The organism is Acinetobacter sp. Ac_5812 (assembly GCF_013072695.1).
In the GTDB taxonomy this organism is placed as follows: Bacteria; Pseudomonadota; Gammaproteobacteria; order Pseudomonadales; family Moraxellaceae; genus Acinetobacter.
On record NZ_LXUK01000009.1, the window covers coordinates 119,172 to 140,534 of the forward strand.

Here is a 21,363-nt window from a genome sequence, read left to right on the forward strand (position 1 = left end):
GCTTTGTAGCCAATCGAAGCCTATATTTAATCGTATACATATTTTTCTTATCACTCGAGCTTTTCTTCTGTTTTTAGATGTTTGAATTGGGATTTCTGTGATACCTATGATCACAATATTCTATCAATAAAAAAACAGATGAAAAAATCCTTCTCACATGCTAAAAAGTAGACAATTCAACTAAATTCGAGAATATTTATAAATGAAAAAAACTGCCCTACTTCTTTCCGTCTCATTCTTGAGCAGCTTCCCTTTACTCAGCCATGCAGAAACAAGCAAAACCCTGCCGATCATTGAACAACAAAAACAAGTCGCTGGCTTTTATCAACATCAAGTCGGTGATGTACAAATTACCGCTCTACTCGATGGCACGAACTTTATGTCACCAAGCTTGTTTAAAGATATTTCACCGCAACAAGTCCAACACATCTTAAAGAAATACTACGCCGATCAAGACAAAGGCGTACAGACCTCCATCAATGCTTTTCTTGTGAATACAGGAAAATCATTGGTACTCGTCGATAGCGGTGCTGCCAGTTGTTTTGGTGCACATTTAGGCTCAATTCTAAAAAACCTAGAGGCTTCAGGCTACAAACCTGAACAGGTCGATACCATTTTACTCACGCATTTACATCCCGACCATGTGTGTGGCATCAGCAAAGATGGTGTTGCTAACTTCCCCAATGCAACCGTGTACGTTTCCAGTGATGAAGCCAATTACTGGCTCGATCCAAAACAGGCAGCTAAGCTTCCAAAAGACAAACAAGCAGGTTATGAAGGAACCGTAAAGCACATTAAGCAAGCGATTGCGCCTTACCAAGCCCAACAACGCTTTAAGACCTATAAACTCGGTGATGAAATTCAAGGTTTTAAAGTCATTAATACGACGGGACATACGCCTGGTCACTTTAGCTATGAATTAAAAAGCAAAGGTGAAAGTGTGGTGTTTATTGGAGATATTGTGCATTCACATACTGTGCAATTTGATAAACCAGAAACTGCGATTGAATATGATATTGATCCGAAAAAAGCAGTGGCTACACGCTTAAAACAATTTGCTGATTTTGCTAAAAATGGACAAACCATTGCTGCACCACATTTACCTTTCCCGGGCATTGGGCATATATATTCAGCCGATGGAAAAAGCTATCAATGGATTCCTGTACACTTTAAAGATTAAGCTGAACAAGCTGATTTTAGGCAATAAAAAAGCGACCTTCTCGGTCGCTTTTTCTGCTCTATTATTTCATACCAAAGATCAGCTTTAATCCCAGCAAGGTCATAACGCCACCGGCGATGCGATCAAATATCGATTTTGATTTTAAATAAACTTTACGTGGGCCTTCTGCTGACAGTGCCACTGCAACCAGCGAGTACCAACCGGCATCAATAAAGAAGCACAGCATTGGCAACACCACATAGTAATAACTTGGGATCTCTTTCGGTAATAAAGCCGTAAAAATACTGGCAAGAATAATGGCTATTTTCGGGTTACTGAGCTGAGTAATCAGCCCTAAACGAAAGGCTTGTGCATAGCTCATGCGATTCACAGTACCATTGACTGCTTCCATCGGTTCTTTAGCATGTTTGATAATTTTATAGGCCAGCCAAAGCAAGTACAGACCACCAAATATTTTTAGCGCGATATAGGCAGAAGGCACCGCCAATAGAATCGCTTGCAAGCCCATGACCGCAAGCAAACCAAATAAAGCTGCACCCGTCCCTGTTCCCAAGGCGGTAAACAGTCCATGCTTACGAGAAATCGCAATTGAGTTTTTAGCCACATAAATAAAGGTAGGGCCAGGGCTGATTGCACCCAACATTAACGCCAAAGCAATTGAGCCTAAAATCAATAACGATTCCAAGTAAAACCTCTAGATTAGAATAATTTTCAAATATTAATTTTACTGAAAAAGTAGAGCGAGAAGATATAAAAATTTTGACTAATCTCAGCAATTTTTGAGTGCTTCAATCGACGTCATCAAACTAGAAAGCAATAAACTAGAGCAAAGACTCAATTCATAATGAATATCAAACACTTAAAAATAGCATATTCATCTCCGCCATAAATCAAGTATCCAATTTTTCTATAAAACTAATTTTATGATCAAAATTTGTCATCCATTTTAATGTAACTTTCATTTATTTTTAGCAACTTAAATCCCATAATAAAATTATGGATTAAATTCATTTTCATCAATAACGATAACCGAGGCACATTAGATGCAAACTAAAAAACTGAAAACTTTAGACCCTTCACAATCACATCTCTGGATCATTGGCGGCGGTATTGCCGGCATGGCGGCAGCAGCCTTTGCCATTCGTGACGCCAAAGTACCCGCCCAAAACATTCATATTTTAGAAGAGCTTGAGGTTTCAGGTGGTTCAATGGATGGTGGACATAACCCACTCAACCCCAATCATGCTTGGGTGACGCGTGGCGGACGAATGCTGACCGATGAAACCTATCTCTGCACATGGGATCTATTCTCTAGCATCCCCTCACTGGAAGATCCCAATATTTCTGTCCGTGAGGAATGTCGCGAATTTAATGAAAAAATTAAAACCCATGCCCAAGCCCGTTTAATCGATGCGAATCATGTCATTGCAGAAGCCGAAAAGCTCGGTTTATCCACATTAAATCGCGCGCAGATGCTACGTCTATTGGCACTCAAAGAAGAACGGATTGGCAGTCGTCGTATTGATGAATTTTTTGATGATGCATTTTTTCAAAGCAATTTCTGGCGAATGTGGCGTACCACCTTTGCCTTTCAGAAATGGCATAGTGCAGCAGAATTACGTCGTTATTTCTTACGCTTTATTCAGGAATTACCCCGTATCCATACCTTGGCTGGGGTTAAACGCACCAAATACAATCAATATGATTCGATGATTTATCCTTTACAACGTTGGCTGGTCGAACAAGGCGTGGATGTGCGCTTTGGTACTTATGTCACTGACGCTGATTTTGTTGAAGACGAGCAGAGTAAAGAGCGTAAGGCAAGCAAGCTGTATCTGAATCTTCCAGAAGGCACGGAACAGATTATCTTAGGTGAACATGATCTCGCCTTATTTACCTTAGGTTCAATTACAGCCGATTCACGTTATGGCGGTCAGAATGATGTGCCTGCCTTAATTCGTGATCGACAGGATCATGGCTGGCGCTTATGGGAAACCCTTGCACAAAAAGCACCTGATTTTGGCCGGCCAATGACCTTTAATGGCAATATCGACGAACATAAATGGAAGTCCTTTACCCTGACGCTGCATGATGATGTCTTGCTGAAACGCATCATTGATTACACAGGCAATGAACCAGGAACGGGTGCACTGATGACGTGGTTTGAATCGGGCTGGCATTTATCCATTGTTGTGCCTGCACAGCCACATTTTGCCGACTTACCTGCAGGTAAATTCACTTTGTGGGGCTATGGCTTTGAAATTGATCACATCGGTGACTACATCAAAAAACCAATGAGTGAAGCCACTGGGCAAGAAATTGTGATTGAGTTAATTCATCAGCTCGGATTCGACGATATTCTGGATCATGTACTGGCGCATAGTGACATTAGCACGGTGATGATGCCTTATGCCTCAGCCCTGTTTGCCTGTCGTAAAGCCGGCGATCGTCCCTTATTGATTCCAGAAAATGCTGTTAATTTTGCCTTCTTGGGTCAATTTGTGGAACTGGAAGATGATGTGGTGTTTACCGTGGAATATTCAATTCGTGGCGCCATGCTCGCCATTTATCAGCTTTTAGGTGTAGATCGTGAAGTTCCAGAAATCTATAACGGCTTGCTCGATCCCAACGTCGGTTTAAAAGCCTTAGAAACCGTGTTTCACTAAATCATTTTGAAAGGCTAAAAATGAAGTAGATCTTGATGATCTACTTCATCCACTTGATTAGTCCTTATATCTATTCGCAAGATTCAGTCGAATTTGCAGAGAAGAGTGCGCTTATTCTTGAAGCAGCAGTTTGCCATTTGCTTTCAGTAATTTTCCATCATAGCTATAAATCATTTTCTTCTGAGCAACTTTCCGTTCTTGCTCCTCACTTTCTGGTGCCCCCATAAAGTCAGGCATGGTCACGATAATTTGATTCGGCTTCGCTGAAACCTTGATGAGATCCGAACATGAACCAAAAACAGGCGAAACTGTCACTTTCTGATTTGGGCTGATTTTCACAAAATTCAGTTGGATGGGACAACCACTGCCGCCAATGTCTTGCACCAAAACCACATCATCCATGTATAGTTTATAAATACCTTCAATCGACAGACCGTTATTGCCCTCAATTTTTGGCAACACCATCTTCTGATTAAAATACAACGTTTCTTGCCCAGTCTCAGGACTGACTTTAATTTGAACTTGCCCATAACGTGTTTTCTTGACGTTTTCCGCAGCAAAAGCAGTCTGTGTAGCGACCAATACCGTAGCAGCAAGCACCAATTTCAACATCTTATTTTGCTTCATCATTTTGATTTTACTCATCACCTTGTTTAATGATTTTCGGTTTTAAACTACATGGATTTTCGACCTTGATCTCCTGAAAGTATTTCTCTCCGTCTTCTTCTGCATCATAGCCAAAATTAAACGAGCCATCGCTCTCATCAAAGAAGGTGGAATAGCCAATCTGTCCCATCTCACTAAACTTTGAATCTTTTTTACTGATGCTTAAATAAGGCTTGAATTCAGGCAAACGGTAAAACACCACTTTGTCATGTTCTTTATCCAATTGCTGTTTGGTCACAAAGCACTTTTGATCGGGTGACATTTGTAATAATTCAAAGAATTCCTGCTGCTTGTTATTTTGACCATATACCGTGAGAATATGTGCGCTGCCGGTTGCACCGAGTTGAAACCCAATCTGTTTTGGGGTGAATTGATAGGCCCTTGCCGTCTTATTCCATTGCGATATTAAGACCTTTTCTTGACCTTTATAGACTTTGATATAATCACAGGCATCGGTTTTTACATTACAGTTTCGTTTAATAATTTTGACCTCACCCGCTTGAGCCAAAACTTCTGCTTTCGCCCATAGTACGCTACTGCAACAGAGCACACTGATTGCTAAAATTAATCTACTTGTCATTTTATAATATACCCAATTGATTTAAGCCGTGGTCTAAGTGCCACAAAATAGACAGCTTATTCTGCTTAGAATAGATTGGGAATTCAATGTTTTATTGCTGGCCTCATCCATATGAGGCTGAAAGTACCAAATACAACACTTCACTGCTAAACGAACCATCTGCTTGAATACGATAATATTGTTGAACTTGATCAGATGCCTTGCGCTGTAAATCCCGTATGGTCTGGACTGCATATTCAGAGGTTTGCATTCGCTCCGTCCAACTCGTAAATTCTAAATCTAAATGCTGCTTTTCAACAGTCTCAACCCTAAAACCTGCATATTCAGCAAAGCGCATCCATTCTCGCAAACTATAATTACGCACATGACTTGGGTCTCGAATGGTTTCAATAGTCTGAAAAAAGGTATCCATCACTGGATTTGAGTGCCCTAAAATATCGACAATAATCACCTTGCCTTGCGGCACCAATACACGGCGAATTTCCGCCATCGCCTGTGCCACATTTTGCCAATGATGTGCTGAATAGCGCGTAATCACACAATCAAAGCTTTGATCGGCAAAAGCTAAACTCTCCGCTGCACCTTGTACAGCCTTGACATGATCAAAGCCCTTTTGCTTGGCCTGCTGAGCCACCAATTCAACCATTGACGGCGTTAAATCATAAGCCGTCACTTGATCGGTAAAGGGTGCAATTTGATAGCTGACATGGCCACCACCACAACCTAAATCCAACACTTTTTTCAATTGCTGTGACTGGATCAAGTGCTGCATTTTTGCAAACTCAATCCCTTGTGCGTGAACACTACTGTTTAAATAGGCTTGAGATTTATCTTGATATTGCTGTTGATTGACTTGATGCTGGGTACTCATGTTCTTATCCTTGCGTTGTCGGTCTAAATTCAAAATAACCAACAACAACCAAAAATAAAAATGATCAATTTTATACAAATTAATAAAAATAAGTTATCAATTAAAGACCAATCAAACTGGCCGCCACGTTGATCGCCACCGCCAAAATTACGGTATTGAAAATAAAGGCCAACACACAATGAAAAATATTCAGATGTCGAAGCTCTGAGCTGGTAATCGAGACATCAGCGGTTTGTGCAGAAGTACCGATGATATAACTGAAATAGATAAAATCCAGATAATCCGGTTGATCGGTTTTCGGAAAATCTAGACCTGCATCTTGATGACGACTTTTGGCAAGGTAGTAATCATGTGCATAATGAATGGCAAATAAAGTATGCAGTAATAACCATGTCGAGAAAATCGTGCCGATGGTCAGTAAAATGAGTACTGTTTTTAAAATAGGTTGATCTTTAGGCACATGTCCCAACTGCACCACAATCGAAATAAAACAAATCACAATAGCGATCAGCACCACAGTCAAGATCATCCACTTGCCTTCATCCTGCTGTTTGGCACGTTGTAAAATATGGGTGGCGTCCAAGTGCCACATCATTTTCAAGGTCAGAAATAAATACAGCCAAATCGCAATATTCCAACCGAGCTGCAAGCAGGTTGCCCAATGCCATTGCGTGAACAGATGCAAAGCCCCGTAAATCAACAATCCCAAAGAAAAAGTCGCAGACAAATATGGTCGATACTTGATTCCTTTCACTAAACGATGGATGAATCCTTGCATGTTTCACCTATTTGTATTTTTTATGCATGAGTAATTTACCCTTATTTTTTAACACTGTATTGCCTTAGAAAAATCACTCAGAACTGCGATTTTACCGAAATTAAACAAAATAAAGTTTCTCGACATATTTACTTCGGACAAAAATGTCCGTTTAATTTACCCTATATCTCCCAAGAAATTTAGGTCATGGCAAAACGTCAGCAATTGGCAGCGCATAATCGTGATGAACTCCTCAATGCCGCCGAAGAAATCTTCCGCAGGCAAGGGGTTCATGTGCCATTACAAGCCATCATTGATCATGCGGGCGTGGGACGTGCAACGTTTTATCGTAATTTTGCAGATCGTAAAGCGCTGGTGGCTGCCTTGTTGGAACGAGCGATTACACGTTTAGAACAACGGTCGCAGGCTTTACTGGCATTTAATGATGGTTTTATTCGTTTGATTGAAGGTCATATCGAACAACTGCCGCATTTAGTTGTACTGATTGATTACTGGCGTATTATTGATCGGCAAGACCCAATCATGCTAAACATTTATCAAAGACGCGATAAAGCGTTACAGCCACTGATTGATCAAGCCATACAACATCAGCTTTGTCGTCCTGATCTTACTCCACAAGATTTCGGAATGATCACGGCGATCTTGGGGTCTTCATTTCAAGGGCATAATACATCAGATCAAGTGCGCTTAGCCAAACGAGCAATAGAATTATTATTAAACGGCATTAAAGTTTAGTTCGGGAAATAACATGGATAAAAGCCCTCGCTATCTTGAGACACCTCCAGATTGGTCTGCTGATGAGCGCCCAACCTTACCGGGCTCGCCTGCTGCAATTGCACATGCCCGACCAAAACGTTTTGCCTATTTTTTTATTGGCCTGTTTATATGTATTGCAGCCAGTTTAAGTAATGGTTTTATCATTGCCAATTTACCAATTTTCCAAGGTGAATATGGCTTGACCCCATCACAGGCAGCATGGCTACCTGCGGCTTATGTGATGGCCAATGTCAGCTCTAACCTGATTCTGTTTAAAGCCCGCCAACAATATGGTTTGCGCTTATTTTCAGAAATTGGCCTATTGGCTTTTATTGGTGTACTGGTGTTACATATCTTTGTTCAAACCTATGAAGTCGCCTTATTTGTACGCTTTATTGCAGGTTTGGCAGCTGCGCCTTTAAGCTCGCTCGGTATGTATTACACCATGCAAGCCTTTGGTAAGGCGGATATGGCCAAAGGGATTTATTTGGCCTTTGGCTTTCAGCAACTTGGCCTGCCTTTGGCATGGATCATTTCTCCTTTTCTGCTCAGTGCCAACCAGTGGGATGTGATTTATACCTTTGAATTGGGTTTGGCAATTTGTTGTTTTGCCATGGTGGTGGCGTTAAAACTGCCACGCAGCCTACGCTTGGAGGTATTCGAGAAGCAGGACTTCTTTACCTTTGCCTTGCTTGCACCCGGTTTTGCCTGTCTGTGTATCGTACTCACCCAAGGGCCGATTTTATGGTGGTTCAATAGTCCTTGGTTGGCCTATACCCTAATCGTCGGTTTTTGTTTGATTGTGTTGGGATTGACTTATGAACACTATCGTCGTAATCCACTGATTATGACCCGTTGGTTAGCCGCAGGTGATCTACTCAGTTTTGTGGTCAGTGCCTTCGCCCTACGCTTGCTCATGTCAGAACAAAGCTATGCTGCGGTCAATTTTCTTAAGACCATGGGCATGGGCCCCGACCAGTTTGTGCCGCTGTATGTGGTGATTTTCTGCGGCACCATTGCCGGTTCTGTATTTAGTGCGTTGACCTTTCATCGTGAACGGCTGATTCTGAATTTGTTTCTGGCTGAAATCCTGATTTTAATTGCTTGTGCACTGGATTATCACCTGACCAGTGATGTGCGTCCTGCCAACTTTTACCGCAGTCAATTTCTCGTCAGCTTTGCAGGTGGTGTCTTTATCGGCCCGCTGTTGCTGATGGGTTTTATGCGTACCCTACAACGTGGTCCACAATATGTGGTGACCTTTATTGTGCTGTTTTCAGCCACACAGAATTTTGGTGGCTTGGTCGGCTCATCCTTCTTCAACACCTATCAGCAGCGTCATACCTATGATTATAAAGTCGAAATCAATAGCAATCTTGATCCGACAAATCCAATTGTGGCACAGCGTTTACAGACCTATCAGCATAGTGCCATGGTCAGTAGCAATGACCCTGTTTTACAAAATAACCAAGCCTTGCAGAACCTGAATAAGGTGGTCACCCGTGAGGCTCAGGTACGTGCCTATAACGATGTAATCGTATTAAACGGTATTTTTGCGGTGGTGTTATTGCTGTGGGGGCTATTTAAATATGCACGGGATAAATACAAAACCCGGAAAAATCTGCAAGCAGCCAGTTAATCCTTTTTGATTGAGAAAAGATGATGTCAGAACAAGATAAACCCGAAGATAATAATGCTCAAACCACTGAGCAAAATGAAACAGCGCCTGTAGCAAAGGCGCCTGAAACTGTGGCACAAATGCCGCCTCCACCTCCTCCGCCAACCAGCAAGCTGATCAAGACCAAACGCTCGACCCTGTGGTGGATGCTATTGGTGTTATTGGTAGGTATTACCATTATTCTATGGGCGTGGCGGATTGGCCCCTTCCATACGGCGGTTGAACAAACTGACAATAGCTATGTGAAAGGTAAAACCACCATCCTGTCTTCGCAGATCAATGGCTATATTAAAGATGTCTTGGTCAAAGACTTTGATCAAGTCAAACAAGGTCAGGTATTGATGCATATTGATGCCACCACCTATGACCAAAAAGTCACACAGGCAGCATCTGGTGTTGAGCAAGCAGAAAACAGTCTTGCCAATCAAACTCAAGCTATTGCGCAACGTCAGGCCGATGTTGTGGCCGCACAAGCCAAACTGGATCAAGTCAAGGCACAGTATGACTTATCGGTGGCTCAGCTAAAACGCTACCAACAATTGGGAGATAGCGGTGCAGCGTCAAAATCTGAACAAGATAAAGCCGCGGCAGATGCGCAGAATAATCATGCCTTACTGAAACAGGCCGAAGCCAATATCTTGGTGGCACAAGAAGCTTTAAAAACAGCGCAAGTGGCGCAGTCTGGCTTAAAAGCACAAGTCAATAGCGCGCAGGCACAACTCGACCAAGCCAATACCACCAAAGACTACAGCACCATTGTTGCACCACTGGATGGACAATTGGGTGAGGTCAATCCACGCGTCGGTCAATATGTTGCAGCGGGAACACAACTACTTTATTTGATTCCGACACAAACCTGGGTGATTGCCAACTTTAAAGAAACTCAAATTGCCAATATGAAAATTGGGCAAAAAGCGTATTTCACCGTCGATGCGATGAATCATCAGAAATTTACAGGGCATGTTGAACAGATTTCCCCTGCAGCAGGTTCAGAATTCAGCGTGCTCAAACCCGACAATGCCACAGGTAACTTTACCAAGGTGGTACAACGTATTTCAGTTCGTATCGCCATAGATCCAAATCAAAAAGGCATCGAAAACTTACGCCCTGGGATGTCGGTAATTACCTCCGTGGATACCGACTCCTAATACAACACTGACATTCTCAATCAAATCCATTTACAATGTGGTCAAATCTATTTCTCTTGTTCGAAAATGTTTGATCACATTGCTTTTCCCACACCCTATCAAACATTAGCGTTTCCCAGTTCGGTTCAACTGACGATTAAGCGTTTAGATCTGATTCATCCTCACATTTCAGGCAATAAATTTTATAAGCTAAAATACAACCTGCTTGCAGCTCAACAACAAGGTTTGAGCCAAGTACTCACATTTGGTGGAGCATTCTCCAATCATATTGCCGCAACCGCCTATGCAGCACAGCACTTTGGCTTGCAAAGCATTGGCATAATTCGTGGTGAAGAACTTGCAACTCAAGACTTAAATCAGACCCTGCAAACAGCGCAAGATTTTGGTATGCAATTGCATTTTGTCAGTCGGGCTGAGTATCGACTGCGCCATGAAACCAAATATTTACAACAACTTCAACAGCAATATCCTCAAGCCTTTATTGTTCCAGAAGGTGGCAGCAATGCACTTGCACTGCAAGGAACACAAGAAATTTTGAGCGAAGATGATCGAAAGAATTATGATGTGATTTGTTGTGCAGTTGGAACAGGTGGCACTATTGCAGGCTTAATTGAAAGCAGTTCAGAACAACAACAGATTTTAGGCTTTTCTGCATTAAAAGGCGACTTCCTAAAACGAGATATTCAACAGTGGACCAATAAAAGTAATTGGTCTTTAACCGATGCTTATTGTTGTGGAGGTTATGCCAAAACCACAACCGAACTCCTGCAATTTATGCAACATTTTGAGAAACAATATGCAATTCCTTTAGAACAAGTCTATACCGCAAAGATGATGATGGGGCTATTCGATTTAATCCAGCAGCAGTATTTTCCGGAAAATAGCCGTATTTTGGCGATCCATACCGGTGGATTACAAGGACGCTTAAAATAAAAAGCCACCCTCAAGTGACTTTTCATCTGATCGAATCAAGTGCTTAAAACCAGCCATCACCAATCGGCTTATTGTCCATAAACACCACTAAGCCTTTGACAATGCGATAAATAAACCAGATTGATGCTGCAAAGAGAATCGGAATACCAATGAGTACAAAAGACAAAATAAAACCAATGATTGCAGCAATGAGAGTGATCCAAAAGGTTTTGATTTGCCACTCAAAATGACTAGCCAACCATGTTCCTTTTACCTCGTCACGCTTCATATAGTTCATAATAATTGCGGCAATACTGGTCAATCCCACAAAAATACTGGCTGCATAAAGCCCATATATAATTAAGGTATATTGTCTGAGTTGGTCTTGCTGATTCGGCGGCGTGCCTTCTAAAAAAGTCTTATCATTCATTATTGTTATCCCCTTTATTGAGACCAATTTTATAACATGCTTTGATTTTAAAAGTATCTTTTTTAATCAAACAATCAACATACTCAAAAGGCTTTAAATCTTCTATAATTGCCCGCTTTTCCTCCCTTGAGTATTTTCCCCATGGTTCATCAAGTTGATGTTGTTGTTTTAGGTGCAGGTGCATCGGGCTTGATGTTGGCTGCAGAAGCAGGCAAACGTGGGCGCTCGGTTGTGGTCTTGGAAAAAGCCAATAAAGTTGGCAAAAAGATTTTGATGTCAGGGGGTGGTAAATGTAACTTTACCAATCTGGAGGTCGAACCTGCCAATTATCTGTCTGAAAACCCGCATTTCGTGATCTCAGCCTTAACCCGTTACACCAATTGGGACTTTATCGGCTTGGTCTGTGAATACGGCATTGAGTATGAAGAACGCAAACACGGGCAATTATTCACACTCAAAGGATCTAAAGAGATTCTGGAACTCTTACTTTCAGAATGTGACAAAGCCAAACGTGTACAGATTCACACCCACTGTGAAGTACAACAAGTTAAGGCTCAGGCAGATTCCAGTTTTATGATTGAAACCAGTCAAGGGACTTATCACTGTGAGTCTTTGGTGGTGGCAACTGGCGGTTTATCCATTCCCACGCTTGGTGGCTCAGGTTTTGGTTATGAAGTGGCACAACAGTTCGGACATCATGTCTACCCAACCCGTGCGGGTCTAGTTCCTTTCACCTTCTCCGATCAGTTTAAAGAAATCACCACACGCTTGAGTGGCAATGCATTAGACGCAACCTTGATCAATGATCGTCATCAATTTACCGAAGCTTTGCTGTTTACCCATCGTGGTCTTAGTGGTCCAAGCTCACTGCAACTTTCGAACTACTGGCATGTTGGGGAAAGCTTTAAAATTGATTTCTTCCCAAGCCAAGACTTTGCACAATTTTTTAAAGATAAGAAAAAATCACAGCCTAAAGTGTTACTGCGTACCTTAATCAGTGAATTTACCGCCAAAAGTATCGTACTTGAATTACAACAACTAATTTGGGCAGAACAAAGTGAAACGCCAATTGGTAATCTCAGTGATGCACAGCTCGAGCATATTGCAGCGCAATTACATGCATTTACGGTAAAACCATCAGGTACTGAAGGCTATCGTACTGCCGAAGTCACACTCGGCGGGGTCGATACCAGTGAAGTATCTTCCAAAACCATGGAAAGCAAAAAACAGAAAGGTTTATATTTTATTGGTGAAGTGCTGGATGTTACAGGACACTTAGGTGGCTATAACTTCCAATGGGCATGGTCTTCTGCACAGGCAGCAGCTCAATTTGTCTGATATGACCATATGAATTACAGCACTTCAGGCGACTTTCAATAAAATCTGTTTCAGTTTTGGTGGTCTGAAGAGTTTGCTGCTTCTGAAGTTGCGATTTGTTGTGTATTTTCAATGGGTCTCTCTTTAGAAGAGTTTGATTTAGCAACAACAAATTTATAAGCACTCGCCAAGAATCCAACAGTAATGCCTGCAATAATAATCGGTGCGAATACTCGATTTGGCCTCTTCATCTTCATTCTCCTATAGACTTTTTATTTAGAGACTATTGATACTTTAGCTATAAATGAATTGCTTTTGAGGTCAAATTTGTTATTTAAACCCTCTAACTTTACTCAAAATATCCAATTGCAATCCAAAACAAAAGCCAATAGCGCCGATACAAACAAAACGACCACCCTGCTTAGAGTGGTCGAATTGATTAAAAAAATCAAAGATTATTTTTTCTATTCATCCGAATACGGCGGTGTAGGTGGCGTTGGATTCACCGTATTGGTGGATGTTGGTGCTGTTGGGTTCGCAGATTCAACGGATTCCTTATGTAAAGGATTCGGTTGTTTTGCTTCAGTTTTTGCCTTATCCAGCAAATCGCTGAGCAAACGTTCTGCAGGTTGACGTCCACCTAAACCAAAGGCCAAGGCAAAAGCCACAGCGACTGAGCCAAGTGTTAAACCGAAAGCCAAATTCACAATCGAATCCGCAATACCCATGGCTTTCAAGCCCATTGCAATCACCAAGCCCATAATTAAGATACGGACTAAATTGCCTAACCAGCGTGAACTGTTGTATTCACCACGTTGTACGATATTGGCGACCACATTAGCTAACCAGAAGCCGATCACGAGGATCACAGCGCCAAGTAGGATACTTGCGCCAAACTGGATAAACATCGCAATCAGTACACTGACCTGTTCTAGCCCAAGTCGATTGGCCGCCTCTGAAACCGCAAATAACATGGTAAAGAAAACAATTAAACAACCGATCACATCAGAAACACGGGTTTGTCCCAAGAAGCGTTGTAAATCAAGCTTCATCGGGATTTCATCGACCCCTGCACCCGAAATCAATTCAGCCACTAAACGTGCCACAAAACGCGATACGATATAAGCTACAATTAAAATCAAACCTGCTGCAATGATTTGTGGAATTGCATACATGATCTGATTGAGCATGGCGGTTGCAGGTTGAGAAATTGCTTGGATACCCAAGGCTTCAAAAGCCACGATTAAAGTCGTAATAATTATGATGGCAAATACAAATGAACCTAAGAATTTAGCAACATTTGAGTTCTTAAATAAGCCAACTTTTTCAGCTTGCGCCTGTAAACCGAGACTATTACTGAGGCCTTCAACAATGCCTCTTACAATTTTCGCTAACACATAGCCCACGAAAATGATCACAGCCGTAATAAACAGGTTCGGCAGATAAGCAATCGCTTCATTCACCATGTTTTGTACGGGAATTAAAAGCCCTGTTAAACCTAGAATTGATAAGACAATCGGTAAGAACAGTAATAACACTAACCAATAGAAAATTTCACCAATATTGCTACTGAGTGAACTGACACCAACTTCGCCACTCAGCTTCTCGTCGAGTTCAGTTTTAGAAAGTACATTGGTCAGCCCCGCACGAACCAGACGTGCGATAATCCAGCCAATAAATCCCACCGCGACTGCTGCCAGCAAGTTAGGTATATAAGCCAACACGCGACCCACCATATTGCTAAATGGATCACTGACCCCACTGATATTTAGAACATTAAGCGCGCCAACGACAGCGAGAATCATCACAAACCAGAACACCAGTTTGGAGACCAGATTTTCAATATTTGGAGTACGGCCTGTTGCAGAAGACAATTTATGATTGGTATCAAGCTTTTGCAGTAATTTTTTAACACCTGCTGCAATCACTAAAGCAACAATCCACCCTATAAGTAGGATGACAACTGCAGCAAAAATAGGATGAAACTGATCCCAATAATACATTGCATCAAATCCTCCACGATTGGAGGGGTCACTAAAAAAATCATTCATGTTGTTATCCTTATATTGTGTTTTTAAATCTTGATACACATCCACCTAAGAACGTTCTGCAATTAAGAACATGATTTATGGATGCTTCCACCTTAGTTTTTGTCTATTTTCCAATCAATCAATGGCATCACTAATACAACAAAAAAGTCTCACAATATTGCAAAAAAGCTCATTGATTCACACCAATGAGCTTTATTATGAATTGGTTTTGGTCTAAAGATATGCTTGCTTAAGCATTCAGAATGGCCGACTGCAACTGTGACATGATCACTTGAGCAGTTGGATTGGCTGAATGATCAGCAACCATATAAACAAGTAATGCAATCAGGAAGATTCCGACCATAATCAAAATATAAACGGGTAATCTTCTCTTTTTGGTAATTTCTTCTTTGCTGGCCACATGAGGCTGTGGCTTACTAAAATCATGCATGATAGCAGCCCTCATCCTTTTACTTTTCAAGTTTTATATTAGCAATACCCAGTGTTGCATTGTGTGAAAAAGCTTCGGACTATCGTTGCACTGGTTGCAGAACTCTACTTTCTTTTATTAATTTTTTGTTTAAAATATAGTCGGTTTTAGAATGCGTTAAAATAAGCTATAATACGCGCCTCCTTTCTCAGCCATTCTGCTTTATGTCCTATAGCCAACAAAGCGTTTCTCTTGAATTAGACACTGATGTTACTCATCAATGTTTTTTACACCACACACGCGATGAACATTTGATTGGAATTATTGAGTTCAATAAGCCGAGCTATATTCTGAAATGGGGCGATTTAGAATACTTTCGTCGTCGTACAGAAGAGTTTTCGGTGATGCCTTTGCCAGATTGTATCAATGCGATGATAGTCGATATTCGCAATGTCCAACCTTTTTTGGATAATGAAGTTCCAATCCTGCCTTGGCGGTTACTCGAAGAGGATTGTCCAGTGCGTCTGGTTGTCCCACAAGATCGCCTAGAGCATTATATTGGCTTATTTGAACCCACTTGGTTAACCACGGATGTGGATACCGCCATTCAAGAAATTCGTGAATTTATGGATATGTTTGTACATTAAGACATATCCATTCACCACGCTTCTACCAATAATTCTCTACAGCAATATTCCCTTCACCACGACGATTCATAATTAAACCGCGTTGTTTCAGCGCTTCTTTGGTATCTTCCACCATTTGTGGATTACCACATAGCATCACATGACTACTGTCTCGGTTAAAAGAGAGTCCTGCAGCTTTTTCTAACTCACCATTGCCAATTAAAACAGGTAAACGATCATGCAGAGCGGCATTCGGATCACGGGTAATAATTGGAATAAACTTAAAGCCGGTATGCCCTTCGCCAAATAAGTCGGCAATCTCTTGGATACGCTCGACATAAGCCAATTCAGATTCCGTACGTACGCTATAGACCAGATTGATCTGCTGATATTTATTCCATGTTTCAAAGTCTTGTAACATCGATAAAAACGGCGCAAGCCCCGTGCCTGTTCCCAATAACCATAAATCTTGTGGTAAAGGTTGTTGATAACGTGCCAGCGTTAAATAGCCATAGGAAATTTTTTCCAGATACAACTCATCCCCGACTTTGAGGTGTTGCAGATTCGAGGTAAAAGCACCATCAGGTACAACAATTGAAAAAAATTCTAAAGTTTCATCGAAAGGTGAAGATACAACTGAATAAGCCCGAACAACCAGCTCCCCTTCAACCATTAAACCAATACGCGCGAACTGACCTGCAGTAAATTTGAAATGTGCTGGACGGGTCATGGTGAAGCTAAAAAGATTATGAGTCCAACGGTGTACAGATAAAACCTTTTCTACGCTAAATTTTTCAATTGACATGATGAGAACGTGGCACGAAACAGTGCGCTCATGTTAGCATGATCGAATAATTGATGGATACTCAAAACATTAAGGCTATTTAACATGCGCATGACATTACGCCAATTGGCTGTTTTCGTGGCGGTCGCTCAAGAGGGAACGGTAACCAAAGCGAGTGATGCTGTCCGACTTACACAAAGTGCGGCAAGTATGGCTTTAGCCGATTTAGAAGATGGTCTAGGTGCACCACTCTTTGATCGTTTGGGTAAACGCTTACAACTCAATGATTTGGGGAGGTTTTTACTCCCACAAGCTTTAGAAATTTTAGGTCGCTGTGATTCTTTTGAACAAGCGGCTAAGGGTGAATTACAAAGCATTGATCTGCGTTTAGGTGCAACGCTTACAATTAGTGATTATTTAATGCCAGATTTGATGGCTGAATTTTTACAACGTCATCCACAAGCACATCTGCAACTGCAAGTGGGCAATACCCGTCAAATGATTGAAGCAGTCAATCAATTCCAATTGGATCTCGCCTTGATCGAAGGGTCTTGTCATTTACCTCAACTGCAATGTATCCATTGGCGTGATGATGAGCTAGCCGTATGTTGTGCGCCTGATCATCCCTTAGCACAGTTGAATCGCCCCGTGAGTTCAACTGATTTCCTAGATGTGGAGTGGATTCTACGTGAGGAAGGCTCAGGCACTCGTGAAGTGTTTGATAATGCCATTTTGCAGGATTTACCCGATGCCAATATCCGTTTAACATTAGGTCATAATGAAGCGATCTTAAAAATTGTGGCAGGTGGTTTGGGCATGTCATGCGTGTCACGCCTAGCAATTGAACCGCTACAAGAGAAAGGTCAACTGGTGATCTTAGATACCCCATTCTGGCAATTAACCCGCCCGCTCTATATGTTAGTGCATCGTCAAAAGTACCAAGGGCCTGGACTGAAAGCCTTTTTACAATTTTGTGAAAATCAGGTTTAGTTCATCCCAATAAAAAACGCTTCCTAATAGGAAGCGTTTTTTATTTTCATTTAGAAATCGAAGCTGACACCGAGTTTATAAGTACGACCTGCACCAATAATGGCATAGTCACTGTTAAATACACCTGCCCAGTGCTTTTTATCGGCCACGTTATCAACATTGGCTCTAAAAATTGTATTCACGCCTCCAAGTTTAGTCGCATACTTCGCACCCAAGTCAAAAATAGTGTAATCAGGCAACTCTAAAGAATTATCGCTATTTAAATATTGTTTGCTTACATACGTAGCACCAGCATTTAAGCTTAAACCATCTAGGGTTGGAATCGCATAATTAAGGTTCAACCCTGCAGTAAAGTCGGGAATACCATATATGGTTTTACCTGTCGTTGTTGCCAGAGCTGTTTTCTTATATTTCGCATCGATATAAGCCATATTTCCAATTACACTCAAATCTTGAGTTAAATTGCCAGCAAACGTCCATTCAACCCCACGTGAACGGGTTTTAGCATCATCTGTAGTAATTTGTGTTTTCTTATTTGCATCAGGGGCAGTAAGCTTTGTTGTCATCAAATCAGGTTTTTCAATTTGATATATCGCCAGAGTATTTAACCATGAACCCTGCTGAACTTTTGCACCTAATTCATATTGTTTAGTCTGATAAGGAGCAAAAGTTTTATTATAATTTATATCATCTTTATAGCTTAGATCAGTAAGAGATTTTCCTTCAGATAAACCTTCAACATAACTTGCATAAAAAGATATATTTTCACCAAAAGGTTTGAGAATGATTGCCAGACTTGGTGAAATTTTATCGTCACTGTAACTACTTGCAGCATAGGCAGGTATAGTTCTAGTATCAATATCTTGATAACGTGCACCCACAATGAACTCAAGCTTATCGTTCAACAGGGAAATCTGATCGGTTAAAGTGTAACTCACATATTTATTATCTGCATATGGTCCAATATATGGAGATGCTGTTGGCATAGCACCTTCAGATGATGGGTTGTAAAGATTCGTATTAAAGTTTGTTGTTGGAAGGATATATCCTGCATTTTTATTATTATAATGCTGCCAATATTTTCGCGTTAAATAATCTGCTCGAACACCAACAGTATGTTTGATACTTCCTGTTTCAAACTTTGCTTCAAGACCAGTGTTTGCAGCAACATTGTGTTCCTGAGTACCCACCCGATAATATTGAGATGTTGCAGCACTTGTTGCAGCATTTTGCACAATCATGCGCGTACCAAAAAGATGCCCTGAATATTCTTTTTCAGTATATCCAACGCCAGCAAACACTTTTAAATCTGGACTGAACTTGTATTCTCCAGAGAGCCCAGCATATTGGCTATTCTGCTTTCCTTCAATTTTTGGAAAATAGTTATTATTGCCATCTGGAGCTGCAATCACTTGCTTGATTGTTCCCATTGAGACCATTGCCGGTGAACCACCTTCACGATCATCTCGCATCGCATAGGCATCAAAGTTTAGCTTTAATGTGTCTGTGGTATAGTCAAGCGCAAGCACACCTGTTGCATTGGTATCGTCCATTCCATCAATGAGATGTTCACCTGTGCCATAAGAACCGCTCGCTCGGATACCAAATTCATTATTTGTGCCTAAGCGACGGGATACGTCAAAACCTGATTTATAGTAGCCCCCATCTTCGTAACTTGCTGACACTTGAGTAAGGTCTCGATTAGCACGTTTAGTCTGTGCCATTACAACACCACCAACACTACCTGCTGGTGCCATACCAGCAACTAAAGCATTTGGGCCTTTTAATAAAGTAACTGACTCAAGAATATCTGTAGGAATACGCCCAGTCGGTGCCATTCCAAACAAGCCATTTAGGTTATAGTCTTCAAATCCAACGCTAAAACCACGAATTTGAACATTTTCATTTAAATGTCCAGCATTGGTTGTTTCACGAATACTTGGATCATTTCTTAAGACTTCTGAAACAGTCGCAGCCTGCTGATCTTGAATCAACTTTTCCGAATAAGTCGTGACAGAAAATGGGGTATCAATAGTAGCTTTATTACCTAAGCTACCCAAATTTGAGTTTTTCTTAAGTTTTCCAGCAGCATAACTCTCTTGTTGATCGGCTTTTACCGTAATCGTTGGTAAAACTGTATTGTCATCTGCAACAGCAAACATCGGCAAAGCAATGAGAGACAAAAATAATAGATTCTTTTTCAAGTGATCAAACCCCGATAAAAATTTGACCACAGTATATAAGACAAATTAACAAATGATAATAAAAATCATTAATAAAATAATAACTATTACATATTGGTGATGAAAATCTTATGATGAGAATTTAAATAATCTAGATATTCACTCAGTCATTGAAGCCCTAATCCTCTGTTTTATCGACCAAATTGTCGCTCGCAGGGTTCACCATCATTATTTCCATCCATTTGGGTATTCGGGCAATTTCTTAAAAAAAATAGTGCTTCCTCATAAGAATGCATTTGTGAACAATGAGTCCGCCCATCACACTTAAACTGAGTATTCGTAGGTTGTACCGTTTGAATCGATTCTGGATGATGTGACTCAAGTGAGCGCTGCGTTTTTTCTGATAACTTTAGCTCAGGTAATTCGCCAATTGCTTTACGTTGTTCTTCAACAATGCGTTTTTGCTCATTGATCAGCTGCGCAGTTTTTAACTCTTTCGATTGCTGATAGGACTGATATTTTTGAAAGACAAGAACCATTAAAATTGCAATCACGATGAGTCCCATCACCGTAAATATCTTGCTCTTCTTAGAATTAGATAGACTATGCTCCTGCGAAATAAATCTTTTAGAGGACTGATTTGCTACAGATGCATAGGTTATATTCGAATTGTTTAAATCCAAACGCACAATATTGGCTGCTTTAAATTTCCCTTTATCCTCAACCAGAAGAAATTTAAGTCTTTCTCCGAGTTTTGGCTCCCCTGCTATCTTTGGAAAATCACTAATATGGAAAAAAATATCTTCTTGCTTACCCTCTACCTCAATAAAACCGAAACCCCGTTCAGTATTATATTTTTTAATTTTCCCTTCAAGAAACATCACATTAACACTCTATTTTTATATTCCGTCTATTCTAATAAAAAAAGAGGCTAAAAGCCTCTTTTCTCTAAAAATTTCAACCCAGTTCAGGTCAAACCATTGCAGAAAAATTAACGTCTGAAATTTGATAACAACTCAGATGTGATCGAATTATTATGCGTCGCTATTTTAGTTTTTCTGGTTTTCGCTGGGTTTGGATCAACAAGCTCAATTTTTGTGGCTTTGTACTTCCCGTCATTTTCAACGACCACAAATTTCACTTTTTCATTTCTTTTCGGCTCACCACCTGCTGGATACTCTGAAATATGAAAAAACACATCCCCTTCAGAGGTCCCAATAAAGCCAAAGCCTTTGTCTGGATTATATTGTTTAATTTTTCCCTGATAGAACTCTTGCTTCATGACATTTATCCTACTTTGCAAATCTAATAATCACAGTATATAAAAATAAAAAAGAG

22 protein-coding genes are annotated in these 21,363 nt (G+C 40.8%); 9 read left to right on the forward strand and 13 right to left on the reverse strand.

Features of this window, described 5'->3' with window-relative positions:
- The first annotated feature begins 202 nt into the window (after positions 1–202).
- Positions 203–1,180 (forward strand): MBL fold metallo-hydrolase, encoded by a 978-nt coding sequence (locus tag A7P55_RS08190; protein ID WP_171551768.1) that lies wholly within the window; start codon positions 203–205, stop codon positions 1,178–1,180.
- A 61-nt stretch (positions 1,181–1,241) separates the two neighbouring features.
- Here A7P55_RS08190 and A7P55_RS08195 read toward each other — a convergent pair whose 3' ends face one another.
- Positions 1,242–1,823, reverse strand: coding sequence for a LysE family translocator (locus A7P55_RS08195; RefSeq protein WP_171551843.1), 582 nt, complete (start codon positions 1,821–1,823; stop codon positions 1,242–1,244).
- 400 nt (positions 1,824–2,223) lie between these two features.
- Between A7P55_RS08195 and A7P55_RS08200 the strand changes: the two genes are divergently transcribed.
- Positions 2,224–3,846 (forward strand): oleate hydratase, encoded by a 1,623-nt coding sequence (locus A7P55_RS08200; RefSeq protein WP_171551769.1) that lies wholly within the window; start codon positions 2,224–2,226, stop codon positions 3,844–3,846.
- A gap of 111 nt (positions 3,847–3,957) precedes the next feature.
- On the opposite strand, the gene A7P55_RS08205 is transcribed toward A7P55_RS08200, so the two are convergent.
- The 4 genes from A7P55_RS08205 to A7P55_RS08220 all read right to left on the reverse strand — a co-directional run bounded on the left by A7P55_RS08205 (position 3,958) and on the right by A7P55_RS08220 (position 6,741).
- A complete protein-coding gene (locus A7P55_RS08205; protein ID WP_171551770.1) occupies positions 3,958–4,476 on the reverse strand; it encodes a hypothetical protein in 519 nt (172 codons plus the stop codon).
- A gap of 7 nt (positions 4,477–4,483) precedes the next feature.
- Positions 4,484–5,092: a hypothetical protein gene (locus A7P55_RS08210; protein WP_171551771.1), complete on the reverse strand. Its 609-nt coding sequence runs from the start codon at positions 5,090–5,092 to the stop codon at positions 4,484–4,486.
- Positions 5,093–5,195: 103 nt separating this feature from the next.
- Entirely contained in the window at positions 5,196–5,963 is a 768-nt protein-coding gene (locus A7P55_RS08215; RefSeq protein ID WP_171551772.1) for a class I SAM-dependent methyltransferase, read from the reverse strand.
- A gap of 100 nt (positions 5,964–6,063) precedes the next feature.
- Positions 6,064–6,741 (reverse strand): DUF1345 domain-containing protein, encoded by a 678-nt coding sequence (locus A7P55_RS08220; RefSeq protein WP_065343557.1) that lies wholly within the window; start codon positions 6,739–6,741, stop codon positions 6,064–6,066.
- A 186-nt stretch (positions 6,742–6,927) separates the two neighbouring features.
- Here A7P55_RS08220 and A7P55_RS08225 point away from each other — a divergent pair, with 186 nt between their 5' ends.
- The 4 genes from A7P55_RS08225 (at position 6,928) to A7P55_RS08240 (ending at position 11,256) form a co-directional block, all read left to right on the forward strand.
- A complete protein-coding gene (locus A7P55_RS08225; RefSeq protein WP_171551773.1) occupies positions 6,928–7,476 on the forward strand; it encodes a TetR/AcrR family transcriptional regulator in 549 nt (182 codons plus the stop codon).
- 13 nt (positions 7,477–7,489) lie between these two features.
- Entirely contained in the window at positions 7,490–9,136 is a 1,647-nt protein-coding gene (locus A7P55_RS08230; protein WP_171551774.1) for an MFS transporter, read from the forward strand.
- A 119-nt stretch (positions 9,137–9,255) separates the two neighbouring features.
- Positions 9,256–10,323, forward strand: a complete 1,068-nt coding sequence (locus A7P55_RS08235) for an HlyD family secretion protein (RefSeq protein ID WP_225761715.1) — start codon at positions 9,256–9,258, stop codon at positions 10,321–10,323.
- Between the two features lie 66 nt (positions 10,324–10,389).
- A complete protein-coding gene (locus A7P55_RS08240; RefSeq protein WP_171551776.1) occupies positions 10,390–11,256 on the forward strand; it encodes a pyridoxal-phosphate dependent enzyme in 867 nt (288 codons plus the stop codon).
- A 43-nt stretch (positions 11,257–11,299) separates the two neighbouring features.
- Here A7P55_RS08240 and A7P55_RS08245 read toward each other — a convergent pair whose 3' ends face one another.
- Positions 11,300–11,665 (reverse strand): hypothetical protein, encoded by a 366-nt coding sequence (locus A7P55_RS08245; protein WP_171551777.1) that lies wholly within the window; start codon positions 11,663–11,665, stop codon positions 11,300–11,302.
- A gap of 141 nt (positions 11,666–11,806) precedes the next feature.
- On the opposite strand from A7P55_RS08245, the gene A7P55_RS08250 reads away from it, so the two are divergent.
- Positions 11,807–13,003 (forward strand): NAD(P)/FAD-dependent oxidoreductase, encoded by a 1,197-nt coding sequence (locus A7P55_RS08250; protein WP_171551778.1) that lies wholly within the window; start codon positions 11,807–11,809, stop codon positions 13,001–13,003.
- A gap of 50 nt (positions 13,004–13,053) precedes the next feature.
- Here A7P55_RS08250 and A7P55_RS08255 read toward each other — a convergent pair whose 3' ends face one another.
- From A7P55_RS08255 to A7P55_RS08265, 3 genes are all read right to left on the reverse strand, one after another.
- On the reverse strand, positions 13,054–13,233 hold the full coding sequence (locus tag A7P55_RS08255; RefSeq protein ID WP_004804800.1) for a hypothetical protein: 180 nt from the start codon (positions 13,231–13,233) through the stop codon (positions 13,054–13,056).
- A gap of 213 nt (positions 13,234–13,446) precedes the next feature.
- On the reverse strand, positions 13,447–15,033 hold the full coding sequence (locus A7P55_RS08260; RefSeq protein ID WP_171551779.1) for a mechanosensitive ion channel: 1,587 nt from the start codon (positions 15,031–15,033) through the stop codon (positions 13,447–13,449).
- 229 nt (positions 15,034–15,262) lie between these two features.
- Positions 15,263–15,463 carry a hypothetical protein gene (locus A7P55_RS08265; protein WP_004655414.1) on the reverse strand — a complete coding sequence of 67 codons (201 nt, stop codon included), beginning with the start codon at positions 15,461–15,463 and terminating at the stop codon, positions 15,263–15,265.
- A 203-nt stretch (positions 15,464–15,666) separates the two neighbouring features.
- On the opposite strand from A7P55_RS08265, the gene A7P55_RS08270 reads away from it, so the two are divergent.
- Positions 15,667–16,089, forward strand: a complete 423-nt coding sequence (locus A7P55_RS08270; protein ID WP_004804795.1) for a hypothetical protein — start codon at positions 15,667–15,669, stop codon at positions 16,087–16,089.
- 22 nt (positions 16,090–16,111) lie between these two features.
- On the opposite strand, the gene A7P55_RS08275 is transcribed toward A7P55_RS08270, so the two are convergent.
- On the reverse strand, positions 16,112–16,873 hold the full coding sequence (locus tag A7P55_RS08275) for a ferredoxin--NADP reductase (RefSeq protein WP_023270726.1): 762 nt from the start codon (positions 16,871–16,873) through the stop codon (positions 16,112–16,114).
- Positions 16,874–16,957: 84 nt separating this feature from the next.
- Between A7P55_RS08275 and gigC the strand changes: the two genes are divergently transcribed.
- The gene (gene gigC, locus A7P55_RS08280) at positions 16,958–17,842 is read left to right on the forward strand and encodes a LysR family transcriptional regulator GigC (RefSeq protein ID WP_171551780.1); all 885 of its coding nucleotides are present in this window, start codon (positions 16,958–16,960) and stop codon (positions 17,840–17,842) included.
- Positions 17,843–17,892: 50 nt separating this feature from the next.
- Here gigC and A7P55_RS08285 read toward each other — a convergent pair whose 3' ends face one another.
- The 3 genes from A7P55_RS08285 to A7P55_RS08295 all read right to left on the reverse strand — a co-directional run bounded on the left by A7P55_RS08285 (position 17,893) and on the right by A7P55_RS08295 (position 21,307).
- On the reverse strand, positions 17,893–20,004 hold the full coding sequence (locus tag A7P55_RS08285) for a TonB-dependent siderophore receptor (protein WP_171551844.1): 2,112 nt from the start codon (positions 20,002–20,004) through the stop codon (positions 17,893–17,895).
- 212 nt (positions 20,005–20,216) lie between these two features.
- Positions 20,217–20,906 carry a cold shock domain-containing protein gene (locus tag A7P55_RS08290; RefSeq protein ID WP_171551845.1) on the reverse strand — a complete coding sequence of 230 codons (690 nt, stop codon included), beginning with the start codon at positions 20,904–20,906 and terminating at the stop codon, positions 20,217–20,219.
- A 110-nt stretch (positions 20,907–21,016) separates the two neighbouring features.
- A complete protein-coding gene (locus A7P55_RS08295; protein ID WP_004804787.1) occupies positions 21,017–21,307 on the reverse strand; it encodes a cold shock domain-containing protein in 291 nt (96 codons plus the stop codon).
- Positions 21,308–21,363: the final 56 nt, after the last annotated feature.

Excerpts from the sequence above, each read along its gene's own strand:
- A7P55_RS08190 (WP_171551768.1), top strand. The coding sequence starts at position 203 with ATGAAAAAAACTGCCCTACTTCTTTCCGTCTCATTCTTGAGCAGCTTC.
- A7P55_RS08195 (WP_171551843.1), bottom strand. The coding sequence starts at position 1,823 with ATGTTGGGTGCAATCAGCCCTGGCCCTACCTTTATTTATGTGGCTAAA.
- A7P55_RS08200 (WP_171551769.1), top strand. The coding sequence starts at position 2,224 with ATGCAAACTAAAAAACTGAAAACTTTAGACCCTTCACAATCACATCTC.
- A7P55_RS08205 (WP_171551770.1), bottom strand. The coding sequence starts at position 4,476 with ATGATGAAGCAAAATAAGATGTTGAAATTGGTGCTTGCTGCTACGGTA.
- A7P55_RS08210 (WP_171551771.1), bottom strand. The coding sequence starts at position 5,092 with ATGACAAGTAGATTAATTTTAGCAATCAGTGTGCTCTGTTGCAGTAGC.
- A7P55_RS08215 (WP_171551772.1), bottom strand. The coding sequence starts at position 5,963 with ATGAGTACCCAGCATCAAGTCAATCAACAGCAATATCAAGATAAATCT.
- A7P55_RS08220 (WP_065343557.1), bottom strand. The coding sequence starts at position 6,741 with ATGCAAGGATTCATCCATCGTTTAGTGAAAGGAATCAAGTATCGACCA.
- A7P55_RS08225 (WP_171551773.1), top strand. The coding sequence starts at position 6,928 with ATGGCAAAACGTCAGCAATTGGCAGCGCATAATCGTGATGAACTCCTC.
- A7P55_RS08230 (WP_171551774.1), top strand. The coding sequence starts at position 7,490 with ATGGATAAAAGCCCTCGCTATCTTGAGACACCTCCAGATTGGTCTGCT.
- A7P55_RS08235 (WP_225761715.1), top strand. The coding sequence starts at position 9,256 with ATGCCGCCTCCACCTCCTCCGCCAACCAGCAAGCTGATCAAGACCAAA.
- A7P55_RS08240 (WP_171551776.1), top strand. The coding sequence starts at position 10,390 with ATGTTTGATCACATTGCTTTTCCCACACCCTATCAAACATTAGCGTTT.
- A7P55_RS08245 (WP_171551777.1), bottom strand. The coding sequence starts at position 11,665 with ATGAATGATAAGACTTTTTTAGAAGGCACGCCGCCGAATCAGCAAGAC.
- A7P55_RS08250 (WP_171551778.1), top strand. The coding sequence starts at position 11,807 with ATGGTTCATCAAGTTGATGTTGTTGTTTTAGGTGCAGGTGCATCGGGC.
- A7P55_RS08255 (WP_004804800.1), bottom strand. The coding sequence starts at position 13,233 with ATGAAGAGGCCAAATCGAGTATTCGCACCGATTATTATTGCAGGCATT.
- A7P55_RS08260 (WP_171551779.1), bottom strand. The coding sequence starts at position 15,033 with ATGAATGATTTTTTTAGTGACCCCTCCAATCGTGGAGGATTTGATGCA.
- A7P55_RS08265 (WP_004655414.1), bottom strand. The coding sequence starts at position 15,463 with ATGCATGATTTTAGTAAGCCACAGCCTCATGTGGCCAGCAAAGAAGAA.
- A7P55_RS08270 (WP_004804795.1), top strand. The coding sequence starts at position 15,667 with ATGTCCTATAGCCAACAAAGCGTTTCTCTTGAATTAGACACTGATGTT.
- A7P55_RS08275 (WP_023270726.1), bottom strand. The coding sequence starts at position 16,873 with ATGTCAATTGAAAAATTTAGCGTAGAAAAGGTTTTATCTGTACACCGT.
- gigC (WP_171551780.1), top strand. The coding sequence starts at position 16,958 with ATGCGCATGACATTACGCCAATTGGCTGTTTTCGTGGCGGTCGCTCAA.
- A7P55_RS08285 (WP_171551844.1), bottom strand. The coding sequence starts at position 20,004 with ATGTTTGCTGTTGCAGATGACAATACAGTTTTACCAACGATTACGGTA.
- A7P55_RS08290 (WP_171551845.1), bottom strand. The coding sequence starts at position 20,906 with ATGTTTCTTGAAGGGAAAATTAAAAAATATAATACTGAACGGGGTTTC.
- A7P55_RS08295 (WP_004804787.1), bottom strand. The coding sequence starts at position 21,307 with ATGAAGCAAGAGTTCTATCAGGGAAAAATTAAACAATATAATCCAGAC.